15 protein-coding genes and 1 pseudogene are annotated in these 18,621 nt (G+C 55.8%); 7 read left to right on the top strand and 9 right to left on the bottom strand.

Annotated elements, in window-relative coordinates; all coding sequences use genetic code 11:
* Positions 1 to 209: 209 nt before the first annotated feature.
* Together urtA and CUC55_RS20910 are read right to left on the bottom strand one after the other, a co-directional pair.
* On the bottom strand, positions 210 to 1,496 hold the full coding sequence (gene urtA, locus CUC55_RS20905; RefSeq protein WP_103089221.1) for an urea ABC transporter substrate-binding protein: 1,287 nt from the start codon (positions 1,494 to 1,496) through the stop codon (positions 210 to 212).
* Positions 1,497 to 1,709: 213 nt separating this feature from the next.
* Positions 1,710 to 1,910 (bottom strand): DUF2735 domain-containing protein, encoded by a 201-nt coding sequence (locus CUC55_RS20910; protein WP_103089028.1) that lies wholly within the window; start codon positions 1,908 to 1,910, stop codon positions 1,710 to 1,712.
* 485 nt (positions 1,911 to 2,395) lie between these two features.
* Here CUC55_RS20910 and CUC55_RS20915 point away from each other — a divergent pair, with 485 nt between their 5' ends.
* From CUC55_RS20915 to CUC55_RS20935, 5 genes and pseudogenes are all read left to right on the top strand, one after another.
* Positions 2,396 to 3,430, top strand: coding sequence for a glutamine synthetase beta-grasp domain-containing protein (locus CUC55_RS20915; RefSeq protein ID WP_067644538.1), 1,035 nt, complete (start codon positions 2,396 to 2,398; stop codon positions 3,428 to 3,430).
* Positions 3,431 to 3,583: 153 nt separating this feature from the next.
* The gene (locus tag CUC55_RS20920) at positions 3,584 to 4,354 is read left to right on the top strand and encodes an SDR family oxidoreductase (RefSeq protein ID WP_103089029.1); all 771 of its coding nucleotides are present in this window, start codon (positions 3,584 to 3,586) and stop codon (positions 4,352 to 4,354) included.
* Positions 4,355 to 4,448: 94 nt separating this feature from the next.
* The gene (locus tag CUC55_RS20925; RefSeq protein ID WP_103089030.1) at positions 4,449 to 7,844 is read left to right on the top strand and encodes a hybrid sensor histidine kinase/response regulator; all 3,396 of its coding nucleotides are present in this window, start codon (positions 4,449 to 4,451) and stop codon (positions 7,842 to 7,844) included.
* Positions 7,841 to 8,758: pseudogene (locus tag CUC55_RS20930) on the top strand (response regulator); the annotation flags it as partial. The gene CUC55_RS20925 and the pseudogene CUC55_RS20930, both read left to right, overlap by 4 nt.
* Positions 8,759 to 9,170: 412 nt before the next feature.
* Entirely contained in the window at positions 9,171 to 9,716 is a 546-nt protein-coding gene (locus tag CUC55_RS20935; RefSeq protein ID WP_067644521.1) for an AAA family ATPase, read from the top strand.
* Between the two features lie 7 nt (positions 9,717 to 9,723).
* Here CUC55_RS20935 and CUC55_RS20940 read toward each other — a convergent pair whose 3' ends face one another.
* The 7 genes from CUC55_RS20940 to CUC55_RS20970 form a co-directional block, all read right to left on the bottom strand.
* Positions 9,724 to 10,446, bottom strand: a complete 723-nt coding sequence (locus CUC55_RS20940; RefSeq protein WP_067644519.1) for a polysaccharide deacetylase family protein — start codon at positions 10,444 to 10,446, stop codon at positions 9,724 to 9,726.
* A 141-nt stretch (positions 10,447 to 10,587) separates the two neighbouring features.
* Positions 10,588 to 11,706 carry a branched-chain amino acid ABC transporter substrate-binding protein gene (locus CUC55_RS20945; protein WP_103089031.1) on the bottom strand — a complete coding sequence of 373 codons (1,119 nt, stop codon included), beginning with the start codon at positions 11,704 to 11,706 and terminating at the stop codon, positions 10,588 to 10,590.
* Between the two features lie 115 nt (positions 11,707 to 11,821).
* Entirely contained in the window at positions 11,822 to 12,175 is a 354-nt protein-coding gene (locus CUC55_RS20950) for a DUF6867 family protein (RefSeq protein WP_103089032.1), read from the bottom strand.
* A gap of 157 nt (positions 12,176 to 12,332) precedes the next feature.
* On the bottom strand, positions 12,333 to 13,061 hold the full coding sequence (locus tag CUC55_RS20955) for an ABC transporter ATP-binding protein (protein WP_103089033.1): 729 nt from the start codon (positions 13,059 to 13,061) through the stop codon (positions 12,333 to 12,335).
* Positions 13,061 to 13,924 (bottom strand): ABC transporter ATP-binding protein, encoded by an 864-nt coding sequence (locus tag CUC55_RS20960; RefSeq protein ID WP_103089034.1) that lies wholly within the window; start codon positions 13,922 to 13,924, stop codon positions 13,061 to 13,063. The genes CUC55_RS20955 and CUC55_RS20960 overlap by 1 nt, the downstream gene beginning before the upstream one ends.
* Positions 13,924 to 15,321 (bottom strand): high-affinity branched-chain amino acid ABC transporter permease LivM, encoded by a 1,398-nt coding sequence (livM, locus tag CUC55_RS20965; RefSeq protein ID WP_103089035.1) that lies wholly within the window; start codon positions 15,319 to 15,321, stop codon positions 13,924 to 13,926. The genes CUC55_RS20960 and livM overlap by 1 nt, the downstream gene beginning before the upstream one ends.
* Positions 15,322 to 15,325: 4 nt before the next feature.
* Positions 15,326 to 16,228 (bottom strand): branched-chain amino acid ABC transporter permease, encoded by a 903-nt coding sequence (locus CUC55_RS20970; protein ID WP_067644505.1) that lies wholly within the window; start codon positions 16,226 to 16,228, stop codon positions 15,326 to 15,328.
* Between the two features lie 346 nt (positions 16,229 to 16,574).
* Between CUC55_RS20970 and cysQ the strand changes: the two genes are divergently transcribed.
* Entirely contained in the window at positions 16,575 to 17,366 is a 792-nt protein-coding gene (gene cysQ, locus CUC55_RS20975) for a 3'(2'),5'-bisphosphate nucleotidase CysQ (protein WP_103089036.1), read from the top strand.
* Between the two features lie 104 nt (positions 17,367 to 17,470).
* Positions 17,471 to 18,472 carry a DUF2793 domain-containing protein gene (locus CUC55_RS20980; protein WP_425352899.1) on the top strand — a complete coding sequence of 334 codons (1,002 nt, stop codon included), beginning with the start codon at positions 17,471 to 17,473 and terminating at the stop codon, positions 18,470 to 18,472.
* The last annotated feature ends 149 nt before the right edge of the window (positions 18,473 to 18,621 follow it).

Consider the following 18,621-nt stretch of genomic DNA (forward strand, 5'->3'; position numbering starts at 1 on the left):
TGTTTGAGCGTCGTGGGTGTGGCTCANCCCCCTCTGCCCTGCCGGGAGATCCACTCTCTCGACGTCATCCTCGGGCTTGACCCGAGGATCTAACCACGTTGACAACGAGCGCGGAGCAGCGGAAGCAGATCCTCAGGTCAAGCCCGAGGATGATGACGTTGGAGTGGGAAGAGGCGCTCCTTATCGATGCGCCTCAAACCTCCTCAATATTACATCCCCTTACCGCCGCACTTGCCCGTAGCGACATTGAAGTTGCCGCACGACATCGGCTTGCGCCAATCGGAGATCAGGTCCTTGCTGTCCGGCAGGTAGTCCGACCACTCATCACCCACGACCTGCGCGGTCTGCTGAACGATTTCGAACTGGCCGTCCGACTGGATTTCACCGATCAGCACTGGCTTGGTGATGTGGTGGTTCGGCATGACAGTGGCGTAGCCGCCGGAGAGGTTCGGAACCGAGACACCGATGATCGAGTCCAGAACCTTGTCGGTCTCAGTCGTGCCCGCAGCCTCTACAGCCTTCACCCATGCGTTGAAGCCGATATAGGCGGCTTCCATCGGGTCATTGGTCACGCGCTTGTCGTTCTTGGTAAAGGCATGCCATTCCTTGATGAACTCGGCATTCACAGGGCTATCGACGGACTGNAAATAATTCCAGGCTGCAAGGTGGCCAACCAGCGGGCCGGTATCGAGACCGGCGAGTTCTTCTTCACCAACAGAAAAGGCGACCACTGGAATGTCTTCGGCCTTCACGCCCTGGTTTGCCAGTTCCTTGTAGAAAGGCACGTTGGCATCACCATTGATGGTGGAAACAACGGCGGTCTTTTTGCCGGCAGAGCCGAATTTCTTGATGTCGGAGACGATGGTCTGCCAATCGGAATGACCGAATGGCGTATAGTTGACCATGATGTCTTCAGGCTTCACGCCCTTGGATTCCAGATAGGCCTTGAGGATTTTGTTGGTCGTCTGTGGGTAGACATAGTCCGTACCCGCCAGAACCCAGCGCTCGACACCTTCTGTGCTGGCAAGATAATCGACCGCTGGAATCGCCTGCTGGTTAGGAGCAGCACCGGTGTAGAAAATATTGCGGGAGGATTCCTCGCCTTCATACTGCACGGGATAGAAGAGGATCGAGTTCAACTCTTCGAAAACTGGCAGAACGGATTTGCGCGAAGACGACGTCCAGCAACCGAAGACGGCGGCGACCTTGTCTTGGCTAATCAACTGACGAGCTTTTTCAGCAAAGAGCGGCCAGTCGGATGCAGGATCAACGACGACGGCTTCAAGCTTCTTACCGAGAACGCCACCCTTCTTGTTCTGCTCATCGATGAGCATCAACATCGCGTCTTTGAGCGTCGTTTCGGAAATTGCCATCGTGCCGGACAGCGAATGCAGAACACCGATCTTGATGGTGTCGTCAGCGGCAAAAGCACCATGGAACGCGGTGGTGGATAAAATGGCACCGAGCAAAGCGCCGGTCAGCATCTTCTTGCCCATGCGTGTTGTTTTGAAAGTCATCGGAAGGACCCCTCTCCTGTTCAGCCTCTTTGGGCTCAGCGATTATTTTACCGCTGCTGGAGGGGACTATCGGTCTCGCATCTGCAAAACCGTATACGTCAATTGACGTAGGTGGGGTGGCGAAACCGGAACGCTCGCCCATTCCTCCCGGCGCTCATCTGATTGCGCCGAGACATGCTGGAGATCAAGCGTTCAGTTGTGCGGCTTGTCGGTGTCAGAANTTTCCAGGATCGCTTCCTGATGATACCAGCTATCGAAGTCGATATGGGTCTTCGGTGCTGTGACCGAAGGACCGTTCAAAATAGCATCGTTACGCAGTCCCTTAAAGCCTGAACGGCCGCCAACGGGAAACTGGTAGATTGTGGCGCTCTCCATATGTGGTTCGCTTCTCATGACATTCACTCTTTCGTTGAATACCCGGCATTGTTGCTTCACTTGGAATATACTCTCAAAAAAGCTGAAAAGCACCCCATCTGATTNAAAAAATATCAATAAGCCTAAAAATTAGGCGGCGCATCATCAGTTTGATCTAAAGAACAGTCTTTATGCAGATATCGACTCAAATCGCGAAGTTTTTGCGGGAAAATTGAGCTCACACGCTAAAACGGCATCANTTTTGACCAAAAATAGCGCCTGCCCCTGCNAAAGCATCGGAAATTGCACGCTTTTCCAATTTGTGACATTTGGCTTTTCGCTGATTTTTGACTCTTGAGAATCACTTTACTGCNAAAAAATGAAGACGATCTTATCTCAATAGCGAAACTGGCACGGCGCATGCTTCTGTAAGAACAGCACTTGAAAGCGGGAACGGTTGAGAAAACGGTTTTACTCGCAGAAGGATATCAAGGCTTCGCATCTTAACCTATGAGAGGTTCGTAATGACTAAGTTCAAACTCGAGTACATCTGGCTGGATGGTTACAAGCCGGTAGCAAACCTGCGCGGCAAGACGCAGATCAAGGAATTCGACGAATTCCCGACACTCGAGCAGCTTCCGCTCTGGGGCTTCGATGGCTCCTCCACGATGCAGGCCGAAGGCCATAGCTCGGATTGCGTGCTGAAGCCCGTCGCCATCTATCCAGACCCAGCCCGCACAAACGGCGCGTTGGTCATGTGCGAAGTCATGATGCCGGACGGCGTTACGCCACACGCATCCAACAGCCGCGCAACCATCCTTGACGACGAAGGCGCTTGGTTCGGCTTCGAGCAGGAATACTTCTTCTACGAAGACGGTCGTCCGCTCGGCTTCCCTGAGCAGGGTTACCCGGCTCCACAGGGTCCATACTACACAGGCGTCGGCTACAAGAACGTCGGCTCCATCGCTCGTGAAATCGTTGAAGAGCATCTCGATCTCTGCCTCGAAGCCGGCATCAACCACGAAGGCATCAACGCCGAAGTGGCCAAGGGTCAGTGGGAATTCCAGGTTTTCGGCAAGGGCTCCAAGAGCGCTGCCGACCAGATCTGGATCGCTCGTTACCTGCTTCTTCGCCTTTGCGAAAAATACGGCATCGACGTCGAATTCCATTGCAAGCCGCTCGGCGATACCGATTGGAACGGTTCCGGCATGCACTGCAACTTCTCCACCAAGTTCATGCGTGAAGTTGGCGGCAAGGAATATTTCGAAGCGCTCATGGCTGCTTTCGAAAAGAACTGGAAAGAGCACATCGACGTTTACGGCCCGGACAACCATCTGCGCCTGACCGGCAAGCACGAAACAGCGCCTTGGAACAAGTTCTCCTACGGCATCGCTGACCGTGGTGCGTCGATCCGCGTTCCGCACTCCTTCGTCAACAACGGCTACAAGGGCTACCTCGAAGACCGTCGTCCGAACAGCCAGGGTTGCCCATACCAGATCGCTTCCGTCGTCCTCCAGACGATTGCTGAAGTGCCGCTCGCAAAGTCTGCTGCTGCCTGATAAATCAGAAGATGGCGTCGCTCGTTCCGGTGACGCCATTTTTGTGTCCAGAGTTTGCAATTGCGAACGGCTGCTCGCTGGGTTGACCTTTCCCTCCCTCGTACGCGGCCTATTCTCCGCGTTGACGTAACCAATAAATCGGGACGGTGAGCGATGGGCATTCTCCAAAAANTTTCGCTGGNAAACCGCACGGCCATCATCACCGGCAGCGGGCGCGGCCTCGGCTTTGAAATTGCCAAGGCCTTTACCGAGGCGGGAGCCCATGTCTGGCTGACCGGGCGCAATGCCGAAACGCTGGAAAAATCGGCCAACAGCCTTCGTGAAGCCGGCGGCAAAGCGGACTATGCTGCCTTCGATATCACTGACACCGCCGCTGGCAGCAACCTCGTTCACCGAGTCATGAAAGAGGCCGGGCACCTCGATATTCTCGTCAACAATGTTGGCGCACGAGACCGACGTCCGCTCTGTGACTTCCAAGACGATGACGTGCTGGACCTCATCCGCACCGACCTCACCTCTTCCATCTGCCTGTCACGGGATGCAGCCGAAGCCATGAACGCAAACGGCTACGGGCGCATCATCACCATCACCTCCATCCTAGGTCATGTGGTAAAGCCGGGTGACGCGATCTACCCCGTCGCCAAGCAGGGTCTGACCGGATTGATGCGCAGCATCGCTGTGGAGTATGGCGCGCGCGGCATCACAAGCAATGCCATCGCACCCGGTATGTTCGCGACAGAAACCAATGCCGCGCTCGCGGAGGACCCGGATATGATGGCTTTCGCCAAGCTCCGCGTGCCTTTGGAACGCTGGGGAAAACCGGATGAAATCGCCGGAGCGGCTCTCTTTCTGGCCAGCGATGCGGCCTCCTTCGTCAACGGCCACGTCTTGACAGTGGATGGCGGCATGTCAGTGCGCCTTTGAGCCCGGTGAAGCCGTAATTCTCTTGCAAACCAAACCCGTTAGCCCGAATGTGCACAATTGAGCATCACCCCNAAAAAGGCGCTGGNTTTTAGGCATGGCCGCACGGCAACGCATCATNCCCGTCAGGCGCGAATATAATCGCTGGGTCGCCAACCAGACGCTCGAAGACTACGCGCTGCGCTTTACTGCCAAAAGCGCCCGGAAATTCTCCTCCAGCCGCATCTCGCACACCGCCATTGGCGCCATTTCCTTTCTGGCGCTGGAAGCCATCGGCGGCGCGATCACTCTGTCCTACGGCACGACCAACGCGTTTTACGCCATTCTCGTCGCCGCCACCGTCATGCTGGCCGTGGGCGTGCCGATCAGCCGTTATGCCATTCGCTACGGTGTCGATATCGACCTGCTGACGCGCGGCGCGAGCTTTGGCTATATCGGCTCAACCATCACCTCGCTCATCTACGCCGCCTTCACCTTCATGCTGTTTGCTATCGAGGCATCGATCATGTCCGGCGCGCTGGAACTGGCGCTCGGCATACCCCTGTGGATCGGCTACATCATCTCGGCCATCATGGTTATTCCGCTGGTCACTCACGGCGTGCGGCTCATCAGCCGCTTTCAGATCATTACCCAGCCTTTCTGGATCATCCTCAACGTCCTGCCCTTCATCTTCATCGCATTTCTGGACTGGGAAAAGTTCGATGTGTGGCGCGCATTCGCAGGCATTCACCACGCTTCCGGCCCGCCTGGAACAACGGCTGATTTCAACCTGATCGAGTTCGGAGCCGCATCCGCCGTGATTCTGGCACTGATGTCGCAGATTGGTGAACAGGTGGATTTCCTGCGCTTCCTGCCTGCGGATGGCAAGCTGAAGCTGCGGCATCGGTTTGCCGTGTTTCTGGCAGGTGCTGGTTGGGTTCTGGTCGGCGTGCCGAAACTGCTGGCGGGTTCTTTTCTTGTCGTCCTGACCTTCAGCTCCGGCGTTCCGGTGGATCGCGCTGCCGATCCCTCGCAGATGTACCTCACCGCCTTTGGCTATATGATACCAAACGAAAACGCCGCTCTGTTGCTGATGGTGGCTTTCGTTGTCGTTTCGCAATTGNAAATCAACGTCATGAACGCCTATGCCGGGTCTTTGGCGTGGTCGAACTTCTTTTCCCGTCTCACACACAGCCATCCGGGTCGCGTGGTCTGGCTGGTGTTCAACGTGCTGATCGCGCTGCTGTTGATGGAACTCGGCATCTACCGGCTGCTGGAAGAAACGCTCGGCATCTTCTCCATCATCGCCATGGCATGGCTTTGCACCATCTCCGCCGACCTTTTCATCAACAAGCCGCTCGGCCTTGCGCCACCCGGCATCGAGTTCAAGCGCGCGCATCTTTACGACATCAACCCCGTGGGCGTCGGCACCATGGCGCTGGCCGCGACCATCGCTCTCAGCGCCCACTTTGGACTGTTCGGGACACTCGCCGCATCGCTTGCACCCTATCTCACCCTCGTCGTCGCCTTCACCGTTTCGCCATTACTCGCCTGGGGCACCAAGGGCAAATTCTACCTTGCCCGCAAGCCGCGACAAAAGTGGAAGCAGGAAAGCAGCATTACCTGCTCCATCTGCGAACATCCTTTCGAGCCGGAAGACATGGCGTGGTGCCCGGCCTACGCCGCGCCCATCTGTTCGCTCTGCTGCTCGCTGGATAGCCGCTGCCACGATATGTGCAAGCCAAAAGCCAAGCTGAACTATCAGGTCGCCACTGTCGCACGCACGTTCTTACCGGATGATCTGGTTTCCCGTCTCTCAAGCCGATTAGGCCGATACGCCATGTCGGCAGCACTTGCCATCGCGGTCCTCGGCGCGACGCTGGCGCTCATCGCGCATCAGGTGGGCACCGCCTCGCCCGCCACTGTCGATGTGGTCAACCGCACGATCCTCGCCGTCTTCTTCGTCTTTGCCGTCATAGCGGGCATCGTTTGCTGGTTTCTCGTTCTCGCCCACGATAGCCGCGTGGTGGCGGAAGAAGAATCCTCGCGGCAGAACACGCTTTTACTGAAGGAAATTGCTGCACATAAGAAAACGGATGCGGCACTTCAGAACGCCAAGGACACGGCTGAAGCTGCCAACCGCGCAAAAAGCCGTTATGTGGTTGGCCTTAGTCATGAATTGCGCACGCCGCTCAACGCCGTTCTCGGCTACGCACAAATCCTCGAGCGTGACGAAACGATCCCGCAACCGCGCCAGTCCGCCATAAAGGTCATCCGTCGCTCCGCAGATCATCTCTCGGGACTGATCGATGGCCTGCTGGATATTTCAAAGATCGAAGCAGGCCGTCTGCAGGTCTATTCCAATGAAATCAACATTCAGGATTTCCTCGACCAGATCATCGATCTATTCCGCCCACAGGCGCAGGCAAAAGGGTTGGAGTTGCTCCATCAGCGCACCCGCGCATTGCCGCAATATGTGCGTACAGACGAAAAACGCCTGCGCCAGATCCTCGTCAATCTTCTCTCCAACGCCATCAAGTTCACCGATGCAGGCACGGTCAATTTCGATGTCACCTATCGCAGCGAGGTCGCCACCTTCACCATTTCGGATACCGGACGCGGCATTGCCGAGAAGGATTTAAGCCGCATTTATGAGCCCTTCCAGCGCGGTGAAGCCGAAAGCATTCGCCCCATGCCGGGCCTTGGCCTTGGACTCACCATCACCCAGCTTTTGACCAACACGCTGGGCGGCGAAATTTCCGTCGTCAGCCAAAAGGACAAAGGCTCTACCTTCAAGGTGCGGTTGATGCTCTCGGCCGTTCATCGTCCCAGCACCGCCCCTGCCCCGGNAAAAACCATCGTCTCCTATTCCGGCCCACGTCGCACCATCGTTGTGGTCGATGACAATGAGGACCATCGCGAACTGATGCGGGAAGTTCTCGGGCCCCTCGATTTCGTTGTCCTGACGGCGCAAAGCGGCCCGGATTGCCTTACCCTCATCGAAGGTGTCAAACCCGATCTCTTCCTTATCGACATCTCCATGCCCGGCATGAGCGGTTGGCAGCTCGTCACGAAACTGCGCGAAGCGGGCCAGACAGCACCTCTCATCATGCTCTCGGCCAATATCGGCGATGGCTCCATTGCCGGTGCTGGTGAGGATAACCACACTGACACGATTGCAAAGCCTGTCGATATCCGTCAGCTCTGTGATAAACTCGCGGTGCATCTGGGCCTGAGCTGGATTTATGAAGCGGACGTNCCGCCCCCGCCAAAGCCCGTCAAAGCCGTGATAAAAACGCCGGGACAATCGCATATTCAGGATTTGCGGCAGCTGGGCGAGATCGGTTACATACGCGGCATAGAAGCCAAGCTTGCCGACCTTGCACGTGATGCCGACAACCAACCTTTCACCGATAAATTGAACACCTACGTCCAGGTCTTCGATATGGCGGGCTACGCCGCATTTCTCTCCAGCTTCGAAGGTGACGACATGACACAGGAGCGTCAGCCATGAGCGTGCAGATGACGGCGCACCCCAGAGATATCGTGCTGCTGGTGGATGACAGCCCTGATACACTGGGATTTCTAACCGACGCTTTGGAACAGTCAGGCTTTTCGGTACTGATCGCCACCTCAGGTCAAGCAGCACTCAACATCGCTGACCGCATCACACCAGACATCATTCTGCTCGATGCTGTCATGCCTGCGATGGATGGATTTGAAACCTGCGCGCGCCTCAAGTCCAACGCCGCCTTGACGCAGGTGCCGGTTATTTTCATGACGGGTCTTACCGAGACCGAGCATGTCGTGCGCGCATTGGAATCCGGCGGGGTGGACTATCTGACCAAGCCGATCAACATCGACGAATTGCGGGCGCGCATTCGTGTTCACCTCGCCAATGCCCGCTCTGCGCAAAGCGCACGTGTCGCACTCGATGCCGCTGGGCGCCATCTTCTGGCGGTTCGCAGCAATGGCTCGATCCACTGGTCGACGCCACAAGCCACACGGCTGGTCAACGCTGCAACTGGCAGCGACGATGGTCTGGATATCGTGTCCGCCCATGTCGCTCAATGGCTTGNAAATCGGGAAAATGACGGGCTTCGAGACGCACCGCTCATCATTCAGCAAACCGAGCGCGCAACGCTGCAACTGACATTTCTCGGAGCAATGGGACCGGACGAACACCTGTTCCGTCTCACAGCGGCAAACGATAAACCTGCTGATGTGCTGCTGCGACAGCATTTCGCGCTGACGATGCGGGAATCCGAGGTTCTGCTCTGGATCGCAAAGGGCAAGGCCAACCGCGACATTGCCGAAATTCTCGGCCTCTCCGCCCGCACGGTAAACAAGCATCTCGAACAGATCTACGTCAAACTCGGCGTTGAGAACCGTGCGTCAGCAGCTGTGAAAGCCGCCCATATTCTTCACGACACATNAAAAACGGGCGCGGATGATGCGCCCGTTTTTCGAACTATCGCCTTAGACCAATTAACGGCAAACGCGCGTCTTTTTGATAACAACCCGGCCGTGATGCTGGGTGCGAACCTTCTTGACGAAGCAATCGCGTGGTGCACGGTGATGGCGAGGACGGTATTCTTCGCGCACCGGCTGGCGGATAACGCGTTCTGTTGTTGTGACCGTTACGCCCTGCGCAAAGGACGGTGCAGCAAAGGTGAAGACGGAGGAAACAGCGATCAAGGACGAGATGAGAAGGGTTTTCATTTTAAGACCTCATTGATAGTGCAGTGAAACGTTGCATCGCGCTTTCGGTTCCCGTTCTGAACATTAATACGGTGTAATGTATCGACACCGNAAAACTTTATGNTTTCCAAGAGATAACATGAGAAAAAAGTCAGATAATCTTGTCGTCATTTCCGGCTGTTCAGGCGGCGGCAAGTCCACGTTGCTGGCGGAACTGGCACGACGCGGTTACGCCACTATCGAAGAACCGGGCCGCCGGATCGTCGCCGCTGAAATGAGCGCAAGAGGCACTGCCCTTCCATGGATCGATATGGAAGCCTTTGCCCGTCTGGCTGTCTCGGTATCGCTGAAGGATCGTGCGCAAGCACCTGAACGCGACTGGGTGTTTTTCGACCGAAGCCTGATTGATGCCGCCTCTGCCCTTCACCATGCAAGCGGCGACGGCTTGCTGTATCAATTGAAGACCGAACACCGTTACAATCCGCTGGTGTTCATGACGCCACCGTGGCCCGAAATCTACGTGACCGACAATGAACGCAAACATGATCTCACCGTAGCAGACGCGGAATATGAACGTCTGCTGCGCGACTACCGCGCGCTCGGTTACGAGACCATCATTCTCGCGAAATCCAGCACCAGCGAACGGGCCGACACCATTCTACAGACGATAGCAGGTTCCACCTGATACGCACTTAGGGCTGGCGATCTTTTAGCAACTCCGAGGCAGTTACGAAGCCGAAACCCCGTTGCCGCAAACCATCGATGATATGCGGCAAGGCCTGACGGGAAACATCCCGGCTTCGATACATCACATGCAGAAGAATGATGGAGCCGTCTTTTGCGTTATCGACCACATATTGCGTCATGGCATCGGCATTCCCGGCAACCTCTGGATAGGATTCTGGCTCCACGTCCCACATGATTGTCTTGCGATCATGCTGCGAAAGATACCATGGCAATGTAAGGAGCTTTTTGCCGTAGGGCGGGCGGAAGAGGATTTCACCACGATATCCAGCGCTGCGTATGGCGGCATCCGTCCGCTCTATCTCGTCTTTTACGCTGCCTGGACCCATCCACGCCATGTTGGAATGGGTATAGGAGTGGTTGCCGATCTCATGGCCCGCATAAGCGATCAGCCGCGCCTGCGGCAGATTTTCAGCCATCTCTTTGCCGATCAGAAAAAACGTCGCTTTCACGTCGCGTTCCTTGAGGATCGTCAGAACGTCCGTCGTGAACCGCACCGATGGACCATCGTCGAAAGTCAGGGCAACGACGGGCCTGTTCGTTTCGACGCGCGCGACGATGTCGCCGAACAATTGCGTCGTACGAGCGTTGCTATACAGATGGAGCGACACGATCGCCAGCAGAAGAACGGCAACGATGCCAGAGCCAGTTACAATACGCCGCGTCTTCATTGCTATCCCTAATTGCAATATCCAGATGAAGATGTTATCGCCAGCCTTGTTGTCTCCATTGTGGCAATCACCGCAGATGCCGTCTGGAAACGAAAAAGCCCGGCATCGCTGCCGGGCTTCTGATGAAATGTGGCTTAAGACTTACATGCCCTGCTGGAAGTAGCTGTACTTGCCATCCGGGCCCTTCTTCCACTCGTACATGACGTAGCCTGGAAGCTTCGGGTCACCCNTTTCGTCGAACGAGAGTTCGCCGAGAACTGTTGCGAACTTGCCCTTCTTCATGGCAGCAGCAACGGCTTCCGGATCAAGCGAGCCGGCGTCCTTGGCAGCAGCAGCAATCGTCTGCAAAGCGGCGTAGGAGTAGAGCGTGTAAGCTTCTGGGTTGAAGCCAGCGGCCTTGAACTTGGCAACCAGGTCCTTGTTGGCAGGGTTGATGGTTGGATCAGGGCCGAATGTGTTCAGCGTACCTTCAACAGCGTCGCCAGCGATGGAGGCCAGTTCGTTGGAGACGATGCCGTCACCGGAAACGAGCTTGGCCTTCAGACCCTGGTCTGCGGCCTGGCGGATGATGAGACCGGCTTCGGTGTGGAGACCACCCCAGTAGATAACCGATACGCCAGCTTCCTTCATCTTGGCGATGAGGGCCGAGAAGTCCTTGTCGCCAACGTTGACGCCTTCGTAGATGGCTTCTTTGACGCCAGCTGCGTTGGCTGCCTTCTTGGTTTCATCGGCAAGACCCTGACCGTAAGGCGTCTTGTCATGAATGATGGCGACTTTGGCGTCCTTGAAGTTGTCAGCCAGATACTTGCCGGCAATACCACCCTGCTGGTCATCACGTCCGCAGGTACGGAAGGTGTTCCACAGACCGCGTTCGGTGAAAACCGGGTTTGTCGCAGCAGGCGTGATTTCGAGGATGCCATTTTCTGCGTAGACTTCAGACGCCGGAATGGAAACGCCGGAGTTGAAGTGACCGACGACGAACTTGACGCCATCAGCAACGAATTTGTTGGCTACGGAAATGCCCTGCTTGGGATCGGACACGTCGTCGCCAAGCACGATCTTGATCTGTTCGCCGTTGATGCCACCAGCAGCATTGATGTCTGCTGCAGCCTGCTCAGCACCCTTCTGGAGCTGTGCACCAAAAGCCGCATTCGGGCCCGTCAGAGGGCCGCCGACGCCGACGAGAATGTCAGCCCAGGCAGATCCACTGAAGGCGACCATTGCGGTCAGCGCAACTGCGGAAAGAAGAGACTTCTTCATTATATTACTCCCAGTTCCATGGTTGGGTTGGTTATCCTTGCCTGATCAGCACCCACCTTAACTGCTCAGGCTGTTCCACTCTTGCGGGCATTCTGAATTCAGNAAAACGCCGCTGTCAATCTTTCTTCTTATAAGAAAACGCTGAAGTCCGCTCATACAGCCAATAGTACCTATCGACCATCTGGCTGGTGCGCCGCATGCGGAAACCAACCGTTGCTAGAACGAGCAGAAGAACGACATCGATCAGGTAATAGAACCCGTTGAGCATGGGTCCAGCAAACAGCGAATAGTGCAGGAAGCGCATCACGACGCCTAAAAGCAGCACGTAAACGACGACCATTGGATAGTCGCCCCATCCATCCGCAACCGACTTTCCAGCCCGCCACGCCGTCCAGAACCCAAGAAGGACGACCAGCACGCGCNAAACATAACGCACACCAATGTCACTTTCGNAAAAAAGTCCTTGCATCTTTTTCCCCATCCGTGCCCCGAAACATTTTCGCCGCAGAGCATGCCTTTGGTATAGCGCCCACCGTTTATCGGAAGGCTTTATTGTTATCTGTGATCGACAAAGCCCGAGGGTATTTGCCGATGATCTGCGCCCGCAGTTGCAGGCGCAGGAGACGTCAGTGACGACCGCCTTCGAGATAGGCGGCGCGTACTTCCGGATTTGCCAGAAGCTCCTTGCCGGAACCGCTCATCGTCACCTTGCCGTTGACCATGACATAGGCCCGGTCGGACAGCTTCAAGGCTGCAAAAGCGTTCTGCTCCACGAGAAAGACGGTCAGGCCTTCTTCCTTGTTAAGCGTCTTGATCGCCTCGAAGATGCCCTTGACGATCAAAGGCGCGAGGCCGAGCGACGGCTCGTCCAGCAACAGCAGCTTTGGTCGTGACATGAGCGCACGACCAATGGACAACATCTGCTGCTCACCGCCCGAAAGCGTACCGCCTCGCTGGCTCTGACGTTCCTTCAGGCGCGGGAACATCACGAAAATCTTTTCGACGTCCTCTTTGAAGTATTTGAGGTTATCGAGGTTTGCGCCCATCTGAAGATTTTCCAGCACGGTCATGCGTGGNAAAATACGACGACCCTCTGGAGACTGCGCGATACGCCTGCGAGCAATCAGATGCGTCGGCACCTGGGTGATGTCTTCACCATCGAAAATGACCGAACCGGTGCGCGCCTGCGGGCTGCCGCAGATCGTCATCATCAAGGTCGATTTTCCCGCACCGTTCGCGCCGATCAGGCTGACGATCTCGCCGCGGTTAACCTCGACATCGACGCCAGCCAATGCGCGAATGTTACCGTAATAGGTTTCAACGTTCTGGACTTTGAGAAGGGGTTCACCGGACATCAAAGCGTTCCCCCGAGTTCTTCTGCAATCACTTCTTCCACTTCATCATCCTCGACACCCAGATAGGCGGCGATGACCTTCGGGTCGTTCTTCACATGATCAGGCGTGCCATCGGAGATCTTCTGGCCATACTCCAGAACCACGACGTGATCCGAAATTTCCATGACGACAGACATATCGTGCTCGATGAGAAGCAGCGACGTCCCCTCGGCACGGATGCCGCGCAACAGGTTGTTGAGCGCCAGAGATTCCTTCGGATTAAGACCGGCCGCCGGTTCATCCAGGCACAAAAGTTCCGGCTCCGTGCACATGGCACGGGCAATTTCCAGACGGCGTTGCGCACCATAGGGAAGATCGCCGGCCGGATCGTCAGCGCGTTCCGTCAGATCGGCTTTATCGAGCCAGTATTTGGCCTTGTCTATCGCACCCGCCGCAGCCTTTTTGTAGACCGGCATGCCGAGCAGACCAAGGAACGTGTAACCGGATGCCTTCATCAACGCGTTGTGTTGGGCAACCAGCAGGTTTTCCAGCACGGTCAGGCCGGAGAAAAGCCGGATGTTCTGGAAAGTACGCGCGACCTTTGCCNTTTTGGTGATTTCGAAATCCGGCAAACGCTCGAGAAGATGCTCCTCACCGGTTCTGCGACGCATTGTGATCATACCCATCGTCGGCTTGTAGAAGCCGGTGATGCAGTTGAAGACGGTCGTCTTGCCTGCCCCGTTCGGACCGATCAGTGCGGTGATTTCACCGCGCTTGGCCTCGAAGGAGAAGTCGTTGATGGCCATCAGGCCGCCGAACTTCATGGACAGGTGTTCGACTTTCAGGATCGTGTCTTTTGTCATGTCAATATTTCCGGAAGCCATCAGCCGTGACCTTCCTTGGTGAAGCTGCCGGAGACGGACTTACGCTCTTTCAGGAAGGCCGTGGGCTCACGCGAGCCGACNAAACCGCGCGGNTTGAACAGCATGACAATGATCATCGCCAGGCCGAACAGCAGCATTCGGTAGAGTTCCGGCGTGAAATCCGGTCCGAAGATGTGCTTCAGGAATTCCATTTCACGAAGCAGTTCCGTGCCACCCACCATGACGACAGCTGCAATTGCGATGCCGGTAAGCGAGCCCATGCCGCCGAGAACGACGATGGCGAGAATGACAGCGGATTCGAGGAACACGAAGCTTTCCGGCGACACGAAACCCTGACGCGCCGCGAAGAACGAGCCTGCAAAACCGCCGAACATCGCACCTGTCGCAAACGCCGTCAGCTTGGTCTTGACGGTATCGATACCGAGCGAACGGCAGGCGATTTCGTCTTCACGCAGGGCTTCCCACGCACGGCCGATCGGCATGCGGCGCAGCTTGATGGTGACGTAAGCCGTCAACATGCACAGCAGTAGGATCACGTAGAACAGGAAGATCTTGTAGTAGGACGAGGACATCGTCAGGCCAAAAACCTTGGCGAAGTTGTTCGGCGCGCCGACATCGAACGACCAGATGCCGAACACGGATGCCTTGGCGATACCCGAAATCCCGAACGTTCCCTTGGTGACCTCAGTCCAGTTCAAAAGAACAAGGCGGATGATTTCACCGAAGGCGAGCGTGACGATGGCGAGATAGTCACCGCGCAGACGCAGTACCGGAAAGCCGAGTATGATGCCCCAGAAGGCGGCAAGAATACCGGCCATGGGCAACAGCACCCAGAACGACAAGCCGAAATAGCTGGACAGCAACGCGTAGGAGTAAGCACCAACCGCGTAAAAGGCGACGTAACCCAGATCGAGCAGGCCAGCGAGGCCAACCACGATATTCAGGCCCCAGGCCAGCATGACGTAGATAAGGATCTGAATGCCGAAGTTATCGACGAGTTTCAGTGACCCTTGGAAGCCGAAGAGGCCAACAGCGATTGCAGGATAGATCAGCAGAAACACAAGCGCGATCTTGAGGAAATGCTTGCGCAGGAAACCCTTGTCTTCGGAAATTTCCAGAACGCCGGATTTTGCCTTCGCCAGTTTGCGGCTATCCAGATGTGGCTTGATGAAGCCGACGACGAGGAAACGGCCAACGGCGGCAATAGCAACGAAGATGGCCAGAAGGCCCCAACGCGTACCCCATATCAACTGGTTGTTGATGTCCTGATAGGTGACGATGCCGATGTAAAGAACGAACATTCCCAGCGAGACGACACCCGCAAGAAGGCCCTCCTTCAACGCATGCGCCATCACGCTCTGGCCGGAATTGTCTTTTTCAGAGGTAATATTTGCCATGATCTTAAACCTTCTCGACTTCCGGACGGCCCAGAATACCAGTCGGCTTGAAAATCAGAACGAATGCAAGGATGCCGAATGCAGCAACGTCCTTGTAGGCGATGGAGAAATAGGCAGACCAAAGGCTCTCGATGAGACCGATGAGCAAACCACCCAGCACGGCACCCGGAAGAGAGCCGATGCCGCCAAGAACGGCTGCGGTAAACGCCTTGACGCCCGGGATAAAGCCGTCGTTGAAGGACGCGACACCATAATACATCAGATACATTGTACCGGCGACGGCAGCGAGAGCAGCGCCCATGACGAAGGTGATCGAGATCGTGCGGTCAACATCCACACCCAGAAGGGCAGCCATCTTGCGGTCCTGCTCGGTGGCACGTTGCGCACGGCCAAGCGGCGTCTTGTTGACGATATACCAGAAAGCGAACAGCAGAACCGAAGTGATGACCACAATGACAAGCTGCTTCAGCGAAATGGTGATGGCACCGAAGTGATAGACGTCCGTTACCAGCGACGGGATCGGCTTGTTGCGCGGGCCCTGCGCCACCTGAATGAAGTTCGACAGCGCAATCGACATACCGATCGCCGTGATCAGCGGCGCAAGACGGAAGGAGCCTCGAAGCGGGCGATAGGCCACCCGTTCAATGGCCCAGTTCCACAGACCGGTCATCAGCATTGCCACAACCATCATGACCAAAAGGAGAATGACGACGGGAATACCGGCAAAAAACGATGTCAGAATCAGAAAAACGATCAACGCGGCGAAGCCGCCCAGCATGAAGATATCACCATGGGCAAAGTTGATCATGCCGACAATGCCGTAGACCATCGTGTAGCCAATAGCGATGAGGCCATAGATCGAGCCAAGAGTCAGCCCGTTGATGAGCTGCTGGAAGAAGTACTCCATATTTTTCCCCCGGACCCACTCTCGAACGGAACAGGTCTCGTTTATGTTGCTTCCGGGGGCTGCANTTTTTGTCCCCCTTACCCNAAACCCATATCGGGTTCGGAAGAAATGTGAAGTCAAAAACGAGTCANTTTGCCCAAAATTTGAATTTTCCTCATGCATTGCTGCCTGACAGATCACAACGGTGATATTTTCAGCATCAATTGCCGTAAAAAGCAGCTGGCATTCAAAAATCCCGCGTGTTTCAGATCATCCGGCGGCAATTCGGTTGCGTTGTAAATCAAATAAGGAAGGCTTATGTCGTCTTTGCTGGAGAATCCATCTGGCGACCGGCTAAGGGACTTAGATGCTTGAAATATTGATTGCGGCAACCTTGAAGGCAGGCAAAGAGATCATGTCGGTCCATGCCGCAGGTCCCCATGTCACATATAAGAACGATTGCTCCCCCGTTACCGAAGCCGATCAGCGGGCAGAAGACGTTATTCTCGAAGCGCTTGCGCATCATTTCCCAGACATTCCTGTCATCGCGGAAGAAGCCGCGGCCAACGGCATTGTGCCAAACGCCGGTGACGAATTCTTTCTGGTCGATCCTCTGGATGGAACCAAGGAGTTCATTTCCGGCAAACAGGATTTTACCGTCAACATCGCTCTGGTTCGCAATGGCGCCCCGGTAATGGGCGTCGTCTATGCGCCCGCACTGAAGGTGCTTTGGACCGGAGACGGAGACATCGCCTGCAAGGTTCAGATTTCCGATGAGTTCGAGCAGACTGATGTGCGCAAGGTTCGCTGTCGCGCCAAGCCGACAATTCCGATCGCCGTTATCAGTCGCTCTCACTGCACGCCGAAGACGGAGGCCTTCGTTGCCGAACGAGGATTGATCGACAGTATATCCATCGGCTCCTCATTAAAATTCTGCCTGCTGGCCGAAGGGGCGGCAGATGTTTATCCTCGCTTCAGCCGCACAATGATGTGGGATACGGCAGCGGGCGATGCCGTGCTCAGAGCAGCCGGCGGCATAACGCTGGATATGTCTGGTGCGCCCCTACGCTATGAACTCGATGACAGCGATAGCGACGGGCTTGCCAACCCTGATTTCATCGCCTGGGGTGCGGCACCCTNAAAGCAGCTCAAAAAATAATTTCCTATTTTTCTCCACGGCATCAGGCATGGCCGCACACTCTTCGTTGCAACGGAGATCGAACCATGACCGAACAGACAACACGACTTGAACTGCCCTATATCATGCCGTCCCAGGCGCAAAAGCACGTAACGCATAATGAAGCCCTGCAAAGGCTGGATGCCATCACGCAACTGGTTGTCCAAAGCGAAATCAGTACGCCTCCCGGCACACCTGAAGAGGGCGACTGCTTTCTGATCAGCTCCACAGCCACCGACGATTGGGNAAACCGGGCCGGGAAACTGGCATTCCGGCAAGACGACGCCTGGATTTACATATCACCACGCGAGGGCTGGCAGGCCTGGTTCGTGGAACTCGAGCGCCCAAGAGTGCTGCAAACCGGCGTATGGAAAGACGTGCCTCCCCCTGAAAACGGGCGTTTTCTACAACTTGGCGTAAACACCACAGCGGATACTGTCAACAGATTGGCCGTTTCGTCACAGGCCAGCCTGTTCACCAACGCCCTCTCTGGCGGCGGGCACCAGATCAAGGTGAACAAGGCATCCTCCAACGATACGGCATCGTTACTGTTTCAATCCGGATGGAGCGGACGCGCGGAAATAGGACTGGTAGGAAATGACAGTTTCTCGATCAAGACCTCGGCGGATGGCGCGTCATGGACAACCGCACTTTCAATCTCGGGCGCCGGGCATGTCTCCATGCCCGTACGACCCTTGGTGCGCGCTGGACGCGCAACCGGCAACATTTCGCATGCGGCTGGCTCTATTTCAGGCTTTACCGATCTTCCTGTCCAACAGGGTGGATTTACGCTTGGTAACGTCGTTGTCGAGGCGTTGAAGGAACTGCTGATCCCGGCAACTGGTATCTACGTCATGACCTTGTCGGTGGCAGTTTCCTCGTCTTCCGGCCATACGGTAACGATCAGGATCAACGGAGCGGCAAGCTCATTTGCATTGAACGGCACCGCATCCGCTGCCAACAGCTTGCAATCGGCAAGCTTTCTTGTCCCGCTAAAAGCGAATGACCGCATATCGCTCGCCCATAGCGGCAGTTGCCAGCTTGCTTACGGACCTGGGNAAACAGAAGTCTCTTTGATGATGCTCTGATCACCANGCCTGCCGTTACGACGAAAGGTGACGGCAGGCAACTTTACTTTCAATATANGGGGGCAGCCAGAGAAGAGCCAATTATGGGCCGATCACGACTACCCGCAAACATGATGAAATTCCGATATGACTTTATTTGGCTGTAACTG

Source organism: Agrobacterium bohemicum (genome assembly GCF_002896715.1).
Taxonomy (GTDB): Bacteria; Pseudomonadota; Alphaproteobacteria; order Rhizobiales; family Rhizobiaceae; genus Agrobacterium; species Agrobacterium bohemicum.

Bases quoted from the DNA above. Each gene is read 5' to 3' on its own strand.
- CUC55_RS20940 (WP_067644519.1), bottom strand. From the start codon at position 10,446: ATGAAGACGCGGCGTATTGTAACTGGCTCTGGCATCGTTGCCGTTCTT.
- CUC55_RS20915 (WP_067644538.1), top strand. From the start codon at position 2,396: ATGACTAAGTTCAAACTCGAGTACATCTGGCTGGATGGTTACAAGCCG.
- CUC55_RS20970 (WP_067644505.1), bottom strand. From the start codon at position 16,228: ATGGAGTACTTCTTCCAGCAGCTCATCAACGGGCTGACTCTTGGCTCG.
- CUC55_RS20935 (WP_067644521.1), top strand. From the start codon at position 9,171: ATGAGAAAAAAGTCAGATAATCTTGTCGTCATTTCCGGCTGTTCAGGC.